Origin of the sequence: Demequina sp., from assembly GCF_049841215.1 — a bacterium.
GTDB lineage: Bacteria > Actinomycetota > Actinomycetes > Actinomycetales > Demequinaceae > Demequina.
In genome coordinates this window covers 63,539-79,550 of record NZ_JASGEO010000024.1, presented here as the reverse complement: position 1 = coordinate 79,550, position 16,012 = coordinate 63,539, and the positions used below count along the sequence as shown (strand labels likewise).

Genomic DNA, 16,012 nt, shown 5'->3' with positions numbered 1-16,012 from the left:
CTGAGCGTCAGACCTCCGACTACTGATGGAGATCAGGAAGAACATGGCACGCATTGTCGGCGTCGACATTCCGCGCGATAAGCGCATCGAAGTCGCGCTCACCTACATTTACGGCGTTGGCCGTACCCGTTCCCAGCAGATTCTGGCAGCCACTGGCATCAGCCCGGACCTGCGCGTAAAGGACGCGACCGACGACCAGCTCGTCGCGATCCGTGACTACATCGAGGCGAACTTCACCGTTGAGGGTGACCTGCGTCGCGAGGTGCAGGCGGACATCCGCCGCAAGGTCGAGATCGGTAACTACCAGGGTCTGCGCCACCGTCGTGGCATGCCGGTCCGTGGTCAGCGCACCAAGACCAACGCCCGCACTCGCAAGGGCCCCAAGAAGACCGTCGCCGGAAAGAAGAAGTAAGCCATGGCCGCTCCCACGCGCAAGCCGCGCAAGAAGATCAAGAAGACCGTCGCTCACGGTCAGGCGCACATCAAGTCCACGTTCAACAACACGATCATCTCCATCACGGACCCCTCCGGTGCCGTGGTGTCGTGGTCGTCCTCCGGCCAGGTTGGCTTCAAGGGCTCGCGCAAGTCGACGCCCTACGCCGCGCAGATGGCCGCCGAGGCCGCTGCTCGCCGCGCCCAGGAGGCCGGCATGAGCAAGGTTGACGTGTTCGTGAAGGGCCCGGGCTCCGGTCGCGACACCGCGATCCGTTCGCTCACTGCCGCTGGCCTCGAGGTCACGTCCATCAAGGACGTCACGCCTCAGGCCCACAACGGCTGCCGCCCTCCTAAGCGTCGCCGCAACTAGTCGCTACGGGACGTCCGACGCTGTGGTGACCACAGCGTCGGGCCTCCCGGCCCCGCCAACAACTTCACAGACCCCGCGGGAAGGATCCCCCGCAGGTGCGAGCATCAAATAGTGGGTGCTCGGAAAGGAAATAACCGTGCTTATTGCACAGCGTCCCACCCTGACCGAAAAGGTTCTCTCGGACAACCGTTCGCAGTTCTCCCTCAAGCCGCTCGAGCCCGGCTTTGGCTACACGCTTGGTAACTCGCTGCGCCGCACGCTGCTCTCCTCGATTCCTGGCGCCGCCATCACGTCGGTGCGCTTCGAGGGCGTGCTTCACGAGTTCACCACGATCGACGGTGTCAAGGAAGACGTCACCGAGATTCTGCTGAACCTCAAGAACCTCGTTGTCTCCTCCGAGCACGACGAGCCCGTGACCCTGTACTTGCGCAAGTCGGGTGCTGGTGCCGTGACCGGTGCCGACATCGCCCCGCCGGCTGGCGTCGAGGTGCACAACCCCGACCTCCACATCGCGACGCTCAACTCGAAGGCCAAGTTCGAGGTGGAGCTCACCGTGGAGCGTGGCCGTGGCTACGTGCCCGCCGCCCTCAACAAGAGCTACGACGCGGAGATCGGCCAGATCCCCGTCGACTCCATCTACTCGCCCGTGCTCAAGGTGACCTACAAGGTTGAGGCGACGCGTGTTGCGCAGCGCACCGACTTTGACGAGCTCATCATCGACGTTGAGACCAAGAACTCCATCGCGCCCCGTGACGCCGTGGCGTCCGCGGGTTCCACGCTCGTGGAGCTGTTCTCGCTCGCCAAGGGCCTGAACGAGTTCGCTGAGGGCATCGAGATTGGCCCGTCGGACTCCGACGAGGCGCTCGAAGAGGACTACAACCAGCCCATCGAGGAGCTGAACCTCACGCAGCGTTCGTACAACTGCCTCAAGCGCGAGGGCATCCACACGGTTGGCGAGCTCACCGCTCGCTCCGAGGCTGACCTCATGGACATCCGCAACTTTGGCCAGAAGTCCATCACCGAGGTGAAGGAGAAGCTCGCAGAGCTTGGCTTCGCCCTCAAGGACGGCGTCGTGGACTACGACCGCTCCGCCGCTGGTGTTTACTTCTCCGGCTCCGACGACTAAGTCGCACATCACCTAAGGAACTATCGACATGCCTACCCCCACCAAGGGTGCCCGCCTCGGCGGCGGCCCTGCCCACGAGCGTCAGATCCTGGCGAACCTTGCGCAGAGCCTTTTCGAGCACGGCCGCATCACCACCACCGAGACCAAGGCCAAGCGTCTGCGTCCCTACGCCGAGCGTCTCGTGACGATCGCCAAGCGTGGCGACCTTGCCTCGCGCCGTCGCGTGCTCGGCACCATTCCCGACAAGGGCGTTGTGCACAAGCTCTTCACCGAGATCGCTCCCGGCTTCGCCGAGCGTGATGGCGGCTACACCCGCATCACCAAGGTGGGCAACCGCAAGGGTGACAACGCTCCTCTGGCCGTGATCGAGCTCGTCGAGTTTGGCGCTCCCGCCAAGAAGGCTGTCGTCAAGGAGGCCTCGAAGGCCACCGCGAAGGCTGCCGCTCCTAAGAAGGCGGACAAGAAGGCCGACGCTAAGGCGGCTCCCGCCGAGGACGTCGCCGAGGAGACGGTTGCCTCCGAAGAGGTCGAGGAGACCATCGCCGAGGAGTCCAAGACGGGCGCTCACTCCGACGCTCCCGCCGAGGGCGCCGAGGACGTGACCGAGGAGGTCGCCGAGACCACCGAGTCCGCCGCCGCTCCCGCTGAGGGTGCGGACGACTCCGTCGACGAGGACGCCAAGTAAGTACGTCATCCTGCGCGTAGTCGCAGGACCTAGCGAGGCGGGCCCCATGACTGAATCGGTTGTGCGGGCCCGCCTCGTTTTTGCGTATGACGGCACCGACTTCGCCGGCTGGGCCGCGCAGCCCGCGCTACGCACCGTGCAGGGGGAGTTGGAGGGCGCGCTTGAGCAAGTCACGCGCGTGCCGTCGCTGCGCGTGACGGTGGCCGGCCGCACCGACGCCGGAGTGCACGCGAGGGGACAGCAGGCGCACGTGGACCTGCCTGTTGGTGCGTGGGAACGCATGCCCGGACGCTCCGATCGCTCGCCCGCGGACGGGCTGCTGACGCGCCTCAACGGCGTGCTCCCGCAAGACATCCGCATCTTCGCGGTGACCGAGGCGCCTGACGGGTTCGATGCCCGGTTCGCGGCGACAGAGCGCCGCTATATCTACCGCGTGACGGACACGATCCCCGACCCCCTGAACCACCGCTACGTGCTTGCCCACGACCGCAGCCTCGATGTGGGACTGCTGAATGCAGCGTCGGGCATGGTGACAGGGCTACGCGACTTTGCGGCCTTCTGTCGCGGGCGCGAGGGTGCCACCACCATCCGCACGCTCCACGAGTTCAGTTGGGCGCGCGCGGACTCCGGTGTGATCGAGGCGACGGTGCGCGCCGATGCGTTCTGCCACTCGATGGTGCGCTCGCTTGTTGGCGCGCTGTTGGTGGTGGGGGATGGGCGGCGCGATGTGGCGTGGCTGCAGGAAGTCGCCGCCTCGAGCTCGCGGTCCCAGGCCATCTGGGTGGCTCCACCGTACGGCCTGACGCTCGAGGAGGTGGGCTACCCGCCGGATACGGAACTGTCCGCTCGAGCCGAGGTGACGAGGGCCCGCCGCGTCCTGTGAGTGCACAGGTGCTGGTTTCGCGAGGAATCCAGCACTCACCCGCTCAGGGAACGGGCTAGAGCCGGTCAATCCTCGCACCGCAGCGCGTCGCTCCCCCAGATTGACCCGGATACGTGCTCGCCGGTATGATTGACCCTCGTTGTGCGTTCCACGTGGACTGGTGCATCCCACTCGCCGCCGCAGGACTCGCCGACCGAACCTCGCGGTGTCTTTTCACCGCTCACACTTCAGGATAGTTAGGGCTTTACAGTGCGCACGTTTACCCCCAAGCCGGCGGACGTCACCAAGAACTGGTACGTCGTCGACGCTACTGACGTGGTCCTCGGTCGTCTTGCTTCTCAGGTTGCTACGCTGCTCCGCGGCAAGCACAAGGCGACGTTTGCTCCCCACGTCGACGGTGGCGACTTCGTCATCGTCATCAACGCAGAGAAGGTTGCCCTCACGGGCAATAAGCTCACGGACAAGATGGTCTACCGTCACTCGGGCTACCCGGGCGGCCTCAAGGAGATGCCGGTTGGCGAACTCCTCGAGAAGCACCCCACGCGCGTCATCGAGAACGCGGTCAAGGGCATGCTCCCCAAGAACAAGCTTGCCGCCACGCAGCTGACCCACCTCAAGGTCTACGCAGGCTCTGAGCACCCCCACGCCGCGCAGCAGCCGCAGGCATTCGAGATCTCGCAGGTCGCGCAGTAAGCGCGGGAATTAAGGACTGAACACAGTGACTGACGTGACTGAGACCGTCGACATCGACATCGACGACGAGACCCCCACGGAGTACACCAGCGAGACCGCTCCGGTCCGCGGCAAGGGTGCCTCCGCTGTCAACCCCGGCGCCGGCCTTGGCCGCCGCAAGGAGGCCGTGGCGCGCGTTCGCCTCGTCCCCGGCACGGGCAAGTGGACCATCAACGGTCGTGACCTTGAGTCGTACTTCCCCAACAAGGTGCACCAGCAGCTCGTGAACTCCCCGTTCGCGCTCCTGGACATCGAGGGCAAGTTTGACGTCCACGCCCGCATCCACGGCGGCGGCACCTCCGGCCAGGCGGGCGCGCTGCGCCTCGGCGTGGCCCGTGCCCTCAACGTGATCGACGAGGACAACAACCGTCCCGCCCTCAAGAAGGCTGGCTTCCTGACCCGCGACGCTCGCGCCGTGGAGCGCAAGAAGGCCGGTCTCAAGAAGGCCCGCCGCGCGCCGCAGTACTCGAAGCGTTAAGTTCGAGCGCATGGCGCGCTTGTTCGGCACGGACGGAGTCCGTGGCGTAGCGAATCGCGACATCACCGCAGAGCTTGCGGTGGATCTCGCGGTTGCCGCCGCGCACGTCCTTGCCGAGCGAGGCGAATTTTCTGGGCACCGTCCCCGAGCAGTCATCGGCCGCGACACCCGCATCTCAGGCGAGTTCCTGAGTGCGGCTGTCGCGGCCGGACTCGCTTCTGCGGGTGTTGACGTGCTCAACGTCGGCGTGTTGCCCACGCCCGGCATCGCCTACCTCACGGCCTCCACGGAGGCGGACCTTGGGGTGGTGCTCTCCGCCTCCCACAATCCCGCCCCCGACAACGGCATCAAGTTCTTCGCTCGCGGCGGCCACAAGCTGGACGACGCTGTGGAAGAGGCCATCGAGGCTCGCCTCGGTGAGGCGTGGGAACGCCCGACGGCCGGCGCAGTAGGCAGGATCGTCCAGTCCGCGCACCTTGCGCAGGAGTACGTGGACCACGTGGTCTCTGCCGTCGCCTCATTCGCGGGCGTCGACACCCCGCTCGCCGGAGTGAGCATCGTGGTTGACGCCGGTCACGGCGCCGCGAGCGAGGTGGGCCCCGCAGCCTTGCGAGCGGCGGGCGCGGAGGTGCACGCGATCAACGTGGAGCCGGACGGCCTCAACATCAACGACGGGGTTGGCTCCACCCACCTCGAAGGACTCCAGGCCGCGGTGGTGGAGTTGGGCGCCGACCTTGGCGTGGCCTTCGACGGCGACGCGGACCGTTGCCTCGCCGTGGACGCCACGGGCGCGGTGGTGAATGGCGACCAGATCATGGGCCTGCTCGCGCTCGCGATGAAGCGGTCCGGTTCGCTGTATCACGGCACGCTTGTGGCCACCGTGATGAGTAACTTGGGGCTGCACCAGGCGATGCGCGCAGCCGACATCACCATCATCGAGTCCGCGGTGGGCGACCGCTACGTGCTCGAGGCGATGCGTGAGGGCGGCTACACGCTCGGTGGTGAGCAGTCCGGCCACATCATCCTCACCGACTACGCCACCACGGGCGATGGCGTGCTGACCTCCCTCGTGCTCGCCGCCCAGGTTGCCGCCAATGGCACCCTCGCGGAGCTGGCGGGTGGCATCAAGTCGCTGCCGCAAGTGCTCGTCAACGTGCCCAACTGCGACCGCACCCGAGTCCACACGGACCGCGAACTCGGCGACGCCGTTGCCAAGGCGCGCGCAGAACTCGGTGACAGAGGGCGCGTGCTGCTCCGGCCGTCGGGCACCGAACCCTTGGTGCGCGTGATGGTGGAGGCAAGCACCTCGGAGGACGCCAAGCGCCATGCGGACGCATTGGCGGGCGTGGTGCGTGAGCGGCTCGCGCTGCCATGAGCTGGTGGGACTGGGTAGTTCACTTCACGTCGACGGCCGAGGAGGCCATCGTCGCCGCCGCGGACTCGCTGTGGATCTACTTCTGGCTGTTCACGATGTCCCTCATCGACGGCATCTTCCCCGTGGTGCCGAGCGAGACCATCGTGATCACCACCTCCACGCTGTGGTCGCAGACGGGCACTCCGCTGCTGCCGCTCATCTGGATATGCGCGGCCGCGGGCGCGTGGTGCGGCGACCAGTTCGCGTACTTCGTTGGCTCCAAGATCCACATTCGCTCGATGCGCATGTTCCGCGGGCCTAAGGGCCAGCGCACGCTCGACTGGGCGGAGCACGCGCTCAAGCACCGCGGCGCGGCGTTCATCATCGCCGCGCGCTTCATCCCGTTCGGCCGCGTGGCCGTGAACCTCTCTGCGGGCGCGCTCGCGTTCAATCGCGTGCGGTTCATGGTGATCGACGCCGTCGCCGTCGCGATCTGGGCCACCTACGGCATGCTCATCGGCATCACCGCGGCCGGGCTGTTCGACAACCTGCTCGTCTCCATCGGTGTTGGCGTGGCTGGCGGCATTGTGCTGGGTTGGCTCGTGGACCGCATCTTGGCGCGCTTCGGCGTGAAGATTCCCGACGCGGAAGACCCGCCCGCCGAGCACGGCGCCTCCTCGTAGGTGGCGACCGTCCCACGCTGGTGACGGCTCAGAGCTTTCTCAGGCTCACCGACTCCACGTGATGATCCGCGCCCTTGCGCAGGATGATCGTGGCGCGCGAGCGCGTGGGCGCGATGTTCCGCACCAGGTTGGGCGCGTTGATCGTGTCCCAAATGTAGGACGCGCGGGCCACCGCCTCATCATCGCTCAGTGCGGCGTAGGTGTGGAAGTAGGAGTCCGGCCTGGTGAACGCTGTGCGCCGCAGTTCCAAGAATCTGTCGATGTACCAGCGGCGAGCGTCGTCGGCCTCGGCGTCCACGTAGATCGAGATATCGAAGTAGTCGCTGATCGCATGGCTGAACCCGCCCTCTTGGCGGCGATATGGAGGCGCGAGTACGTTGAGGCCCTCGACGATCAGGATGTCTGGGCGCCGCACCGTCACGGAGGCGCCGGGCACGATGTCGTAGGTGATGTGCGAGTACACGGGGGCGCTCACCTCGGCCGCCCCAGACTTCACAGCCCACACAAAAGACCGCAGCGCGCGCCTGTCGTACGACTCTGGGAAGCCCTTGCGCTGCAAAAGACCGCGCTGCTCGAGCACCGCGTTGGGGAACAGGAACCCGTCCGTGGTGATCAGTTCCACCCGTGGCGAACCCGGCCAGCGGGCCATGAGCTCCCGCAACACGCGTGCGGTGGTGGACTTGCCCACCGCAACGGAACCGGCGATGCCGATCACGAAAGGCGTGCGAGAGGAGCGCTCGCCAAGAAAGGCCGAGGTAGCGTCGTGCAGGCGGCCGGTAGCCTCCGAGTACAGATCTAGCAGGCGCGATAGCGGCCGGTAGATCCGGTCCACCTCGTGCAGGTCAATGGGATCGCCAAGGCCGCGCACGCGCGCGATGTCGTCCTCGGTGAGGGGAAGCGGAGTGGAATCCGCGAGCGCCGCCCACTCGTTGCGGTCGAGAGTGATGAACGGCGTCTCTACTCTCTCGCTCACGCCACCATTGTGGCGCACGGCGGGCCTTTCCAGAGCGCCAACTAGACTGGGCGCCATGTGTGGAATCGTCGGATACGTCGGATCTGGCGATGCCAGCGGACGCCCTCAGGGCGTGGTGATGGGTGGCCTTGCGCGTCTTGAGTACCGCGGCTACGACTCCGCGGGCATCGCCGTAGTCACCGACGATGACAGCCAACTCGACGTCGCCAAGCGCGCGGGAAAACTCGTCAACCTCGCCAAAGCTCTCGCGGAGCACCCGCTTCAGGATGGCAGCGCCGCGATCGGCCACACGCGCTGGGCGACGCACGGCGCGCCGACAGACGCGAATGCTCACCCGCACATCGCGGCCGGTGGCCGCATCGCGATCATTCACAACGGCATCATCGAGAACTTCGCCACGCTCCGTAGCGACCTCGCGAGCGAAGGCGTCGCGTTCACCTCGGAGACCGACACCGAGGTGGCGGGGCACTTGCTGGCACGCGAGGTGGCGAACGGCAAGAGCCTGGCCGACGCTATGCGCGCCATCGTCGGTCAGCTTGAGGGCGCCTTCACTCTCCTTGCGGTCGACGCGCGCGAGCCCCACGTGGTGGTGGGAGCGCGCCGCAACTCTCCGCTGGTGGTTGGCCTTGGCGAGGGAGAGAACTTCCTCGCGAGCGACGTCGTCGCGTTCATCGAGCACACGCGCGAAGCGCTCGAGCTTGGCCAGGACGAGGTTGTGGAGATCACCCCGGACGCCGTGGTGGTCACCGACGCCGCGGGCAACGTCGTGGAGCGCGAGCCGTATCACGTGGACTGGGACGCGGAGGCGGCCCAGAAGGGTGGCTTCGCCACCTTCATGGAGAAGGAGATCTTCGAGGAGCCGGCGGCGGTGGCGGACACTCTGCGCGGCCGCATCGACGCGAAGGGAAAGCTCCAGCTGGACGCGGGCCTCATCGACGAATCGATCCTCAACTCCGTGGACAAGATCGTCATCATCGCGTGTGGCACCGCCGCGTACGCGGGGCTCGTGGCCAAGTACGCGATCGAACACTGGACGCGCATCCCCGTGGAAGTGGAGCTGGCCCACGAGTTCCGCTATCGCGACCCCGTGGTGAACGTGCGCACCCTGGTGGTGGCCATCAGCCAGTCGGGCGAGACGATGGACACGATCATGGCCGTGCGCCACGCCCAGCAACAGGGCGCCAACGTCATCGCGATCGTCAACGCGCAAGGCTCCACGATCGCCCGCGAGGCGAACGCAGTGCTCTACACGCGCGCGGGCCCGGAGATCGCGGTGGCATCGACCAAGGCCTTTGTTGCCCAGATCACCGCTGCCTACCTGCTTGGCATCTACCTCGCGGAACTGCGCGGCAACAAGTTCCCCGACGAAATCGCGGCGCTGCTCGCGCAACTCGATGACATTCCGGCGAAGATCCAGTGGATCATCGACTCCTCGGACACTGTTCGCGAGGTGGCGAAGAGCCTTGCGAACGAGCGCACCGTGCTGTTCCTTGGCCGTCACGTGGGCTTCCCCATTGCGCTCGAGGGCGCCCTCAAGCTCAAGGAGCTCGCGTACATCCACGCGGAAGGCTTCGCGGCCGGAGAGCTCAAGCATGGCCCCATCGCGCTCGTCGAGGAGGGCCAGCCGGTGGTCATCGTCCTGCCGAGCCCACGCGGGAGGGAGTCGCTGCACTCCAAGGTGGTGAGCAACGTGCAGGAGGTGCGCGCTCGCGGCGCTCGCACGTTCGTCATCGCCGAGGAGGGCGACACCATCGCAGCGGACTACGCCGAGCAGGTGTTCTACGTGCCCAAGGCGCCCGTGCTCATGCAGCCGCTGCTCGCGGTGGTGCCCTTGCACCTGTTTGCGCTAGAACTCGCCACGGCAAAGGGTCACGACGTTGACCAGCCGCGCAACCTCGCCAAGTCCGTGACGGTGGAGTAGTGGCCATCCTCGGCCTTGGCATCGACGTGGTGGCTATCTCGCGCTTCGAGGAGTCGCTCCAGCGTTCGCCTGGGTTCCTCGAGCGCGTGTTCACGCCAGCCGAGCGGGAGCGCAGCATCGCGAGCCTCGCGGCACGCTGGGCCGCGAAAGAGGCCCTCGCGAAGGCTCTCGGAAGCCCAGGCGGGCTTAACTGGCAGGATGCGGAAGTGGTGAGCGAGCCGTCGGGCAGGCCGACGCTTGTGGTGCGGGGGACGGTAGCGGCGAGGGCCGCCGAACTAGGGATAGTGACGTTTCACCTGTCGCTCTCGCACGATGCCGGCATAGCGTCGGCCGTGGTGGTTGCAGAAGGCACGGTCATAGGGGAGAGCGCATGAGCAGGTTGCAGATTCGCGTCGACTACGACGCGATCACCGCGAACGTCAAGGAGCTGGTGAGGCGGGCAGGCGGCGCGGAGGTCATGGCCGTGGTCAAGGCGGACGCGTACGGCCACGGGCTCGTGGACGCCGCGCGCGCTGCCCGCGCGGGAGGCGCCACGTGGCTTGGGGTAGCCCAGCCGGACGAGGCCCTGCAACTGCGCGCCGAGGGAGACGACGGCCACATTCTCACGTGGCTGTACGGCCCCGAACTGCCCGTGGAGCAGTTGCTCGCGGCGGGCGTGGATCTTTCGGTGAGCTCGCCTGATGTGCTCGGTGTGATCCTCGCGGCCGCTCGCGAGACCGAAAACGTGGCGCGCCTGCAGTTGTGCGTTGACACGGGTCTTGGACGCGAGGGCGTGCAGCCCGCTCGTCTCGATGGCCTGATGGCGCTCATCGCCGCGGCCCAGACGGAGGGCCTCGTGGAGCTGATTGGCATCTGGTCTCACTTTGCGTGGGCGGATCAGCCGGGCCACGCGACGATCGATGCGCAAGCGCAGGTCTTCAAGTCCGCGATCGTGCGGCTCGCGGAGCACGGGCTGGAGGTGCAGTTGCGGCACCTGGCGAACTCGGCGGCGACGCTCACGCGCCCTGACTTGCACTTTGACCTGGTGCGGCCCGGCATCGCGATCTATGGGTTGCCGCCCGTGCCGGATCCTTCCGGCGAGAACTGGGGTCTCACTCCCGCGATGTCGGTGGCCTCGGAGTTGGTGCTCGTGAAGGACGTGCCGGCGGGTCAAGGCGTGAGCTACGGCCACGAGTACGTCACTCCCATACCCACCACGTTGGGCCTGGTAGACGCGGGATACGCGGACGGCATCATGCGCGCGGCGGGAAACGTGTGTGAGGTGTCGATTCGCGGCCGCCGCTACCCCATTGCGGGGCGCGTGTGCATGGACCAGTTTGTGGTTGACCTTGGGCCGGTGACCGAGTGCGTGGTTGGCGACGAGGTGGTGCTCATTGGGGCTGGCGGGCCAACGGCCCGCGAATGGGCCGACGCTCTTGGCACCATCGATTACGAGGTGGTCTGCCGCTTCGGTGGGCTACGGCCCAAGGTGGCCTCGTGAGCGTGGTGGTGCCCGACGCCGACGCGATGCGCGCCTTGGCGCACGACGTTGTGGCTCCCGTGCTGCGCCCCGGTGACCTGTTGCTGCTCTCTGGTGACCTCGGCGCAGGCAAGACCACGTTCACCCAGGGTCTCGGCGAGGCGCTGGGAGTGCGGGGGCCCATCGCGAGTCCCACGTTCATCATCGCGCGCACCCATCCGTCGCTCGTTGGCGGGCCGGCACTTGTCCACGTGGATGCCTACCGCCTTGGTTCGCTCGCGGAGCTCGATGACCTGGATCTGGACGCGACCCTTGAGGATGCGGTGACCGTTGTCGAGTGGGGAGACCCGGCGGCCGCGCTGTCTGAGGACCGCCTGCACGTGACGATCTCCCGGACCCGCGGAGGCGACATCGACCCCGAGGCGCCGGACGGTGGCGACCGCGTGGTGACGCTCGAGGGTCACGGGCAGCGCTGGGCGGGCGTGGACTTTGGAGGTGCCGCGTGATTCTCGCGATTGACACGTCGGGGGCTATTTCGGTGGCGGCCGTCTCCGAATCCGGTGAGGTGCTTGCCGAACGCACCGAGTTCGCGCCTCGCGGCCATGCCGAGCTTCTCGCTGGCATGGTGCAGGAGGTGCTCGCCGGCGCGGGTGGGGAGACTCCCGCTCGCATCGTGGTGGGCACCGGTCCTGCCACGTTCACGGGTCTGCGCGTTGGGCTCGTCACGGCCCGCACTCTTGGCTTCGCGTGGGGCGTGCCGGTGCAGGGAGTGTGCTCCCTTGATGCGCTCGGCGCCGAGTTTGGCACGTGCACCGTGGTGACCGACGCCCGCCGTCGCGAGGTCTATTGGGCTCGGTACGAAGACCGCGTGCGCGTCGCGGGCCCAGACGTGGCCGTTCCCGGCGACGTCCCCGTCGCCGACCGCGTCGTTGGACGCGGCGCCGCGCTCTACCCGGACGTTTTCACGGACGGAACCGCCGCCGATCCCAACCCCAGATTCCTGGTGCTTGCCGCGGACGCTGCCGCAGCGTCGGGCATGGACCTGCCAACCGAGCCGCTGTACCTGCGGAGGCCAGACGTGCACGGAGTGCCGGGCGCGTGACAGCGCTGTCTCAACCGCAGTTGCGGGACCTGACGGAGGCGGAACTGACGTGGGTTGCCGAGCAAGAGAAGGTGATCTTTGGCCCGGCGGCGTGGTCGCTGGCGCTCATCAGGGACGATTTTGACTTTGGTGGCAAGCGGTATCGGGGTGCCGAGGTGGAGGGCGAGCTCGTGGGCTATGCCGTGTACGGCTACGACGGCGACGCGTTCAGCCTCATGAACATCGCGGTGGTGCTCGGGGCTCGGCGTGGCGGCGTGGGGCGCGCGCTGATGGACGATTTCCTCGCGGAGGCGGGACGCGAAGGCGCGCGCGAAGCGTGGCTCGAGGTCTCTGTGGCCAACACCGCCGCGCTCGCGCTGTACCGGTCATACGGGTTTGAGGACGTGCGCATCCGCCCGCGGTACTACCAGCCGGAGAACGAAGACGCGCTCGTGATGCGGCGCAAGATGACGGATAGGGTGGCCTGATGCTGGTCCTGGGAATCGAGTCCACGTGCGACGAGACCGGGGTGGCGCTTGTGCGCGGCACCGAGCTCATCGCGGACGTCACCGCCTCCTCGATGGACGAGCACGCGCGGTTTGGCGGCATCGTCCCCGAGGTGGCGTCTCGCGCTCACCTTGAGGCATTCGTCCCGACGCTGGAGGAGGCACTCGCGCGCGCTGGCTTTGGCTTGGGTGACGTGGACGCGATCGCAGTGGCCGCTGGACCTGGGCTGGTTGGCTCCCTCACCGTGGGCAACTCCGCGGCGAAGGCGCTCGCTTTGGCGCTCAACCGTCCGCTGTACGGCGTGAACCACGTGATTGGGCACGCCGTGGTGGACGAACTGGTGCACGGCGAGTTCCCCGGGCGCACCATGTCGCTCGTGGTGAGCGGGGGGCACACGTCTCTGCTGCTCTTTGAGGGCGGGAGCACGGCGCTCGCGGCCGGCGGTGTCACGGAGTTGGGCCACACCCTCGACGATGCTGCGGGCGAGGCCTTCGACAAGGTGGGCCGCTTGCTGGGCCTGCCCTATCCCGGAGGGCCACACATTGACCGGCTCGCGCGTGAGGGCGATCCCACCGCGATCGCGTTCCCGCGCGCCCTCACGGCCCCCAAGGATCAGGCCAAGCACGCGTACGACTTCTCTTTCAGCGGCCTCAAGACCGCCGTGGCGCGGTGGGTGGAGAACTGCCGCGAGGCGGGGCACGAAGTGCCGGTTGCCGACGTTGCCGCGTCGTTCGCGGATGCCGTGGCCGACGTTCTCGTCGCCAAGACCCTGCGCGCGTGCGAGGAGCACGGGGTCGACACGTTGGTGATCGGCGGCGGGTTCAGCGCCAACTCGCAGCTACGGGAGCTCGCTGCCGCGCGAGGTGCAGAAGCCGGCATCGACGTGCGCATCCCTCCCATTCGCTATTGCACCGACAACGGCGCGATGATCGCCGCGCTCGGTTCCGCGCTGGTGCGGAACGGGGCTCCGGCGTCGTCGCTTGGCATTGGGGTGGACTCCTCGATGCCGCTGAACACCGTCTTGGTATGAGGCCGCTCACCAAAGTCTTCATCGCCGCCGCCTGGATCGTTGGGCTCGCGGTCTGCGTCGGCATCGTCGTGACCGGCCAGTTGAATTCCGAGCCGCCGGCCGCGGCGACGCCGAGCGCTTCGGTGACCACGCCGTCGGGCAGGCCGATTCCCAGCCCCAGCCCTAGCCCAACGCCCACGGCGAGCGATTGGGATGTGGCGCTCGCGGCCGCGCGGGCGCTCCCCGAGGACGAGGCGATCGGGCGCGTCATCATGGCGGCCGTGTCCGCGCCGGATCCTGACGCCGCGGCCGCTTTGGTTGAGAAGTACAAGCTGGGTGGGGTCATCCTCATGCCCGGCTCGCTTGAGACGGCCGACGGCGTGGTTGCGTTGACCTCTGCCGTGCAGCAGGCGGGAGCTGGGCAGGGCGTGCCCGTACTTGTTGGCGTGGACGAGGAGGGTGGCGAGGTGTCGCGGCTGCGCCGCATCCTGCCTGCTATGCCTGCGTTCATGGCGGCGGGAGCGGTGGACGATGCGGAGTTGACGGCGGACGCGTGGCGGTCGCGGGCTGTGGCGCTACGCGAACTCGGCATCACTGTGGACTTCGCGCCGGTTGCCGACGTGACGATTGGGCCAGCGGATCCGACCATTCGCACGCGCTCGGCGTCTTCCGACCCTCAGCGGGCGTCGCGAGCGGTGCTAGCGGCGTCCTCGGGGCTGGAGGCCGGCGGGGTGATGCCGGTGGTCAAGCACTTCCCCGGCCACGGCTCGGTGAAACAGGACTCTCATCTTGGAGTGGCGCGGGTTGCGCGGTCGCTTGGCGGGCTCGAGAAGCGAGACCTCGTGCCCTTTGCGGACGCTGCTGCCGCTGGCGTTGCCGGGATGATGATGGGGCACCTGGTGGTGAAGGGGTGGGGCAAGAAGCCCGCGACGGTGAACCCGCGCGCGTACGAGTACGCGCGCTCCACGCTGGGCTTTGAGGGCGTGATTTTCACTGACGCGCTCAACATGGATGGGGTGCTCGATGTGTACCCGGCTGGCGTGGTGGAGGCGAAGGCGCTGGCGGCGGGCGCGGATGTGGTGCTGTTCCCGGCTTCGGTGCCCAAAGCGGTCGCGGGGATTCGTGCTGCACTGGACTCCGGTGAGTTGAGCAGAGAGCGACTGGACGAGGCGGTGGCGAGGGTCTCCTTGCTGGCCTCTGCTACCGAGGCGACCACAGCGTCGGGCAGCGTGGGGCTAGGCGTGGTCGAGTACTCAGCGGCCGCCGCGGTGGTGGCGGCGAAGGACTGTTCCGCGCTCGTGAAGGGGTCCGTTGGGGTGTCCGGCGGCACCAAAGCGCAGCGGAAGCGGCTGGTGAAAGCGCTGCGTGCTGAGGGTGTTGAGGTGGTGCCTTACGCCAAGGCGGACACGACTGTTGCGTTGGTTCCGTTTGACCGCGGCACCGCGAAGGCCGACGTGGTGGTGGCGCTCAATGGACCGTGGGGGCTGCAGAAGTCCTCGGCGCGCACCTATGTGGCGATCTGGGGGAGAGGTGCGGCGCAGATGGACGCGCTGGCTGCGGTGTTGGCGCAGCCAGCGACGGCGAAGGGGACGTGGCCGGTGAAGGTTGATGTGCCGTTTGAGGAGTGTGCATGACGTCGTATCTCGCGGGCCTGGGCCTTGGGCTCTCGCTCATCGTGGCGATCGGAGCGCAGAACCTCTTTGTGCTGCGTCAAGGGATACGCCGCGAGTACGTGTGGCTTGTGGTGGGGATCTGTGCCGTGTCCGATGCTGTGCTGATCGCGGCGGGAGTTGCCGGTGTCGGGGCCGTGGTCACCTCGCATCCTGGAGTGCTGACCGGGGTGCGATGGGCGGGCGCGGCGTTCTTGCTCGTCTACGGGCTGCTCGCGGCGAAGCGCGCGTGGAGGCCTGGTGTGCTGAAGGCTGACGGGGCTGCGCCGGTAGTCGGCGCCTCGAGGGCGTTCCCGGTTGCGATGGCGTGCCTCGCGATCACGTGGCTCAACCCGCACGTGTACCTCGACACGGTGTTCCTCGTGGGGACGGTGGCTGCGACTCACGCGCTCCCGTGGGTGTTCGCAGCTGGGGCCATGACCGGCTCGGTGCTGTGGTTCACAGGACTTGGCTTCGGCGCGCGGGCATTGGCGCCCGTGCTCGCCACCGAGCGCGCCTGGCGTGTGCTTGATGCGATCATCGCCGTGGTGATGATCGCTCTCGCGCTAGGGCTGGTGCTGAGCGCCTAGCGGCGCCCGCAACATACGTCTGAACCACTCAGCGCCTGAATCGCGACGCGCACGGCCGCAAAGTCCGGAAAAGTGGT

General features: G+C 67.4%; 19 protein-coding genes. 18 read left to right on the top strand and 1 reads right to left on the bottom strand.

Going from position 1 to position 16,012, the window contains the following annotated elements; translation table 11 throughout:
- Positions 1-43 precede the first annotated feature (43 nt).
- The 9 genes from rpsM (at position 44) to QM618_RS11600 (ending at position 6,746) form a co-directional block, all read left to right on the top strand.
- Positions 44-412 carry a 30S ribosomal protein S13 gene (gene rpsM, locus QM618_RS11640; RefSeq protein WP_428099287.1) on the top strand — a complete coding sequence of 123 codons (369 nt, stop codon included), beginning with the start codon at positions 44-46 and terminating at the stop codon, positions 410-412.
- 3 nt (positions 413-415) lie between these two features.
- Positions 416-805: a 30S ribosomal protein S11 gene (gene rpsK / locus QM618_RS11635; protein ID WP_062463072.1), complete on the top strand. Its 390-nt coding sequence runs from the start codon at positions 416-418 to the stop codon at positions 803-805.
- A 136-nt stretch (positions 806-941) separates the two neighbouring features.
- The gene (locus QM618_RS11630) at positions 942-1,931 is read left to right on the top strand and encodes a DNA-directed RNA polymerase subunit alpha (protein ID WP_428099282.1); all 990 of its coding nucleotides are present in this window, start codon (positions 942-944) and stop codon (positions 1,929-1,931) included.
- 28 nt (positions 1,932-1,959) lie between these two features.
- Entirely contained in the window at positions 1,960-2,616 is a 657-nt protein-coding gene (rplQ, locus tag QM618_RS11625; protein ID WP_428099279.1) for a 50S ribosomal protein L17, read from the top strand.
- A 46-nt stretch (positions 2,617-2,662) separates the two neighbouring features.
- A complete protein-coding gene (truA, locus tag QM618_RS11620; protein ID WP_428099274.1) occupies positions 2,663-3,499 on the top strand; it encodes a tRNA pseudouridine(38-40) synthase TruA in 837 nt (278 codons plus the stop codon).
- Between the two features lie 249 nt (positions 3,500-3,748).
- A complete protein-coding gene (gene rplM, locus QM618_RS11615; RefSeq protein WP_428099271.1) occupies positions 3,749-4,192 on the top strand; it encodes a 50S ribosomal protein L13 in 444 nt (147 codons plus the stop codon).
- 34 nt (positions 4,193-4,226) lie between these two features.
- Positions 4,227-4,709, top strand: coding sequence for a 30S ribosomal protein S9 (rpsI, locus tag QM618_RS11610; protein WP_428099268.1), 483 nt, complete (start codon positions 4,227-4,229; stop codon positions 4,707-4,709).
- Between the two features lie 10 nt (positions 4,710-4,719).
- Positions 4,720-6,084 carry a phosphoglucosamine mutase gene (gene glmM, locus QM618_RS11605; protein ID WP_428099265.1) on the top strand — a complete coding sequence of 455 codons (1,365 nt, stop codon included), beginning with the start codon at positions 4,720-4,722 and terminating at the stop codon, positions 6,082-6,084.
- Positions 6,081-6,746 carry a DedA family protein gene (locus QM618_RS11600; RefSeq protein WP_428099261.1) on the top strand — a complete coding sequence of 222 codons (666 nt, stop codon included), beginning with the start codon at positions 6,081-6,083 and terminating at the stop codon, positions 6,744-6,746. The genes glmM and QM618_RS11600 overlap by 4 nt, the downstream gene beginning before the upstream one ends.
- A 28-nt stretch (positions 6,747-6,774) precedes the next feature.
- Here the strand turns inward: QM618_RS11600 and coaA are convergent, their stop codons facing one another.
- Positions 6,775-7,719, bottom strand: a complete 945-nt coding sequence (gene coaA / locus QM618_RS11595) for a type I pantothenate kinase (protein WP_428099258.1) — start codon at positions 7,717-7,719, stop codon at positions 6,775-6,777.
- Between the two features lie 55 nt (positions 7,720-7,774).
- On the opposite strand from coaA, the gene glmS reads away from it, so the two are divergent.
- Genes glmS through QM618_RS11550 form a run of 9 tightly spaced genes read left to right on the top strand, consistent with a single transcriptional unit; the run spans position 7,775 to position 15,935 of the window.
- The gene (gene glmS, locus QM618_RS11590) at positions 7,775-9,640 is read left to right on the top strand and encodes a glutamine--fructose-6-phosphate transaminase (isomerizing) (RefSeq protein WP_428099254.1); all 1,866 of its coding nucleotides are present in this window, start codon (positions 7,775-7,777) and stop codon (positions 9,638-9,640) included.
- Positions 9,640-10,014, top strand: a complete 375-nt coding sequence (locus QM618_RS11585) for a holo-ACP synthase (protein WP_428099250.1) — start codon at positions 9,640-9,642, stop codon at positions 10,012-10,014. The genes glmS and QM618_RS11585 overlap by 1 nt, the downstream gene beginning before the upstream one ends.
- Positions 10,011-11,120 (top strand): alanine racemase, encoded by a 1,110-nt coding sequence (gene alr / locus QM618_RS11580; protein ID WP_428099247.1) that lies wholly within the window; start codon positions 10,011-10,013, stop codon positions 11,118-11,120. Before QM618_RS11585 ends, alr begins: the two co-directional genes overlap by 4 nt.
- The gene (gene tsaE, locus QM618_RS11575; RefSeq protein WP_428099243.1) at positions 11,117-11,605 is read left to right on the top strand and encodes a tRNA (adenosine(37)-N6)-threonylcarbamoyltransferase complex ATPase subunit type 1 TsaE; all 489 of its coding nucleotides are present in this window, start codon (positions 11,117-11,119) and stop codon (positions 11,603-11,605) included. The genes alr and tsaE overlap by 4 nt, the downstream gene beginning before the upstream one ends.
- Positions 11,602-12,201 (top strand): tRNA (adenosine(37)-N6)-threonylcarbamoyltransferase complex dimerization subunit type 1 TsaB, encoded by a 600-nt coding sequence (tsaB, locus tag QM618_RS11570; RefSeq protein ID WP_428099240.1) that lies wholly within the window; start codon positions 11,602-11,604, stop codon positions 12,199-12,201. Before tsaE ends, tsaB begins: the two co-directional genes overlap by 4 nt.
- Positions 12,198-12,668 (top strand): ribosomal protein S18-alanine N-acetyltransferase, encoded by a 471-nt coding sequence (gene rimI / locus QM618_RS11565; RefSeq protein ID WP_428099235.1) that lies wholly within the window; start codon positions 12,198-12,200, stop codon positions 12,666-12,668. The genes tsaB and rimI overlap by 4 nt, the downstream gene beginning before the upstream one ends.
- Positions 12,668-13,717: a tRNA (adenosine(37)-N6)-threonylcarbamoyltransferase complex transferase subunit TsaD gene (tsaD, locus tag QM618_RS11560; RefSeq protein ID WP_428099230.1), complete on the top strand. Its 1,050-nt coding sequence runs from the start codon at positions 12,668-12,670 to the stop codon at positions 13,715-13,717. Before rimI ends, tsaD begins: the two co-directional genes overlap by 1 nt.
- On the top strand, positions 13,714-15,330 hold the full coding sequence (locus tag QM618_RS11555; protein ID WP_428099225.1) for a glycoside hydrolase family 3 N-terminal domain-containing protein: 1,617 nt from the start codon (positions 13,714-13,716) through the stop codon (positions 15,328-15,330). Before tsaD ends, QM618_RS11555 begins: the two co-directional genes overlap by 4 nt.
- Positions 15,327-15,935, top strand: coding sequence for a LysE/ArgO family amino acid transporter (locus QM618_RS11550; protein WP_428099222.1), 609 nt, complete (start codon positions 15,327-15,329; stop codon positions 15,933-15,935). Before QM618_RS11555 ends, QM618_RS11550 begins: the two co-directional genes overlap by 4 nt.
- The last annotated feature ends 77 nt before the right edge of the window (positions 15,936-16,012 follow it).

What these genes read in the sequence shown, in the direction of transcription:
- rpsM (WP_428099287.1), top strand. Translation starts at nt 44, where the DNA reads ATGGCACGCATTGTCGGCGTCGACATTCCGCGCGATAAGCGCATCGAA.
- rpsK (WP_062463072.1), top strand. Translation starts at nt 416, where the DNA reads ATGGCCGCTCCCACGCGCAAGCCGCGCAAGAAGATCAAGAAGACCGTC.
- rplQ (WP_428099279.1), top strand. Translation starts at nt 1,960, where the DNA reads ATGCCTACCCCCACCAAGGGTGCCCGCCTCGGCGGCGGCCCTGCCCAC.
- truA (WP_428099274.1), top strand. Translation starts at nt 2,663, where the DNA reads ATGACTGAATCGGTTGTGCGGGCCCGCCTCGTTTTTGCGTATGACGGC.
- glmM (WP_428099265.1), top strand. Translation starts at nt 4,720, where the DNA reads ATGGCGCGCTTGTTCGGCACGGACGGAGTCCGTGGCGTAGCGAATCGC.
- QM618_RS11600 (WP_428099261.1), top strand. Translation starts at nt 6,081, where the DNA reads ATGAGCTGGTGGGACTGGGTAGTTCACTTCACGTCGACGGCCGAGGAG.
- glmS (WP_428099254.1), top strand. Translation starts at nt 7,775, where the DNA reads ATGTGTGGAATCGTCGGATACGTCGGATCTGGCGATGCCAGCGGACGC.
- alr (WP_428099247.1), top strand. Translation starts at nt 10,011, where the DNA reads ATGAGCAGGTTGCAGATTCGCGTCGACTACGACGCGATCACCGCGAAC.
- tsaD (WP_428099230.1), top strand. Translation starts at nt 12,668, where the DNA reads ATGCTGGTCCTGGGAATCGAGTCCACGTGCGACGAGACCGGGGTGGCG.
- QM618_RS11555 (WP_428099225.1), top strand. Translation starts at nt 13,714, where the DNA reads ATGAGGCCGCTCACCAAAGTCTTCATCGCCGCCGCCTGGATCGTTGGG.
- QM618_RS11550 (WP_428099222.1), top strand. Translation starts at nt 15,327, where the DNA reads ATGACGTCGTATCTCGCGGGCCTGGGCCTTGGGCTCTCGCTCATCGTG.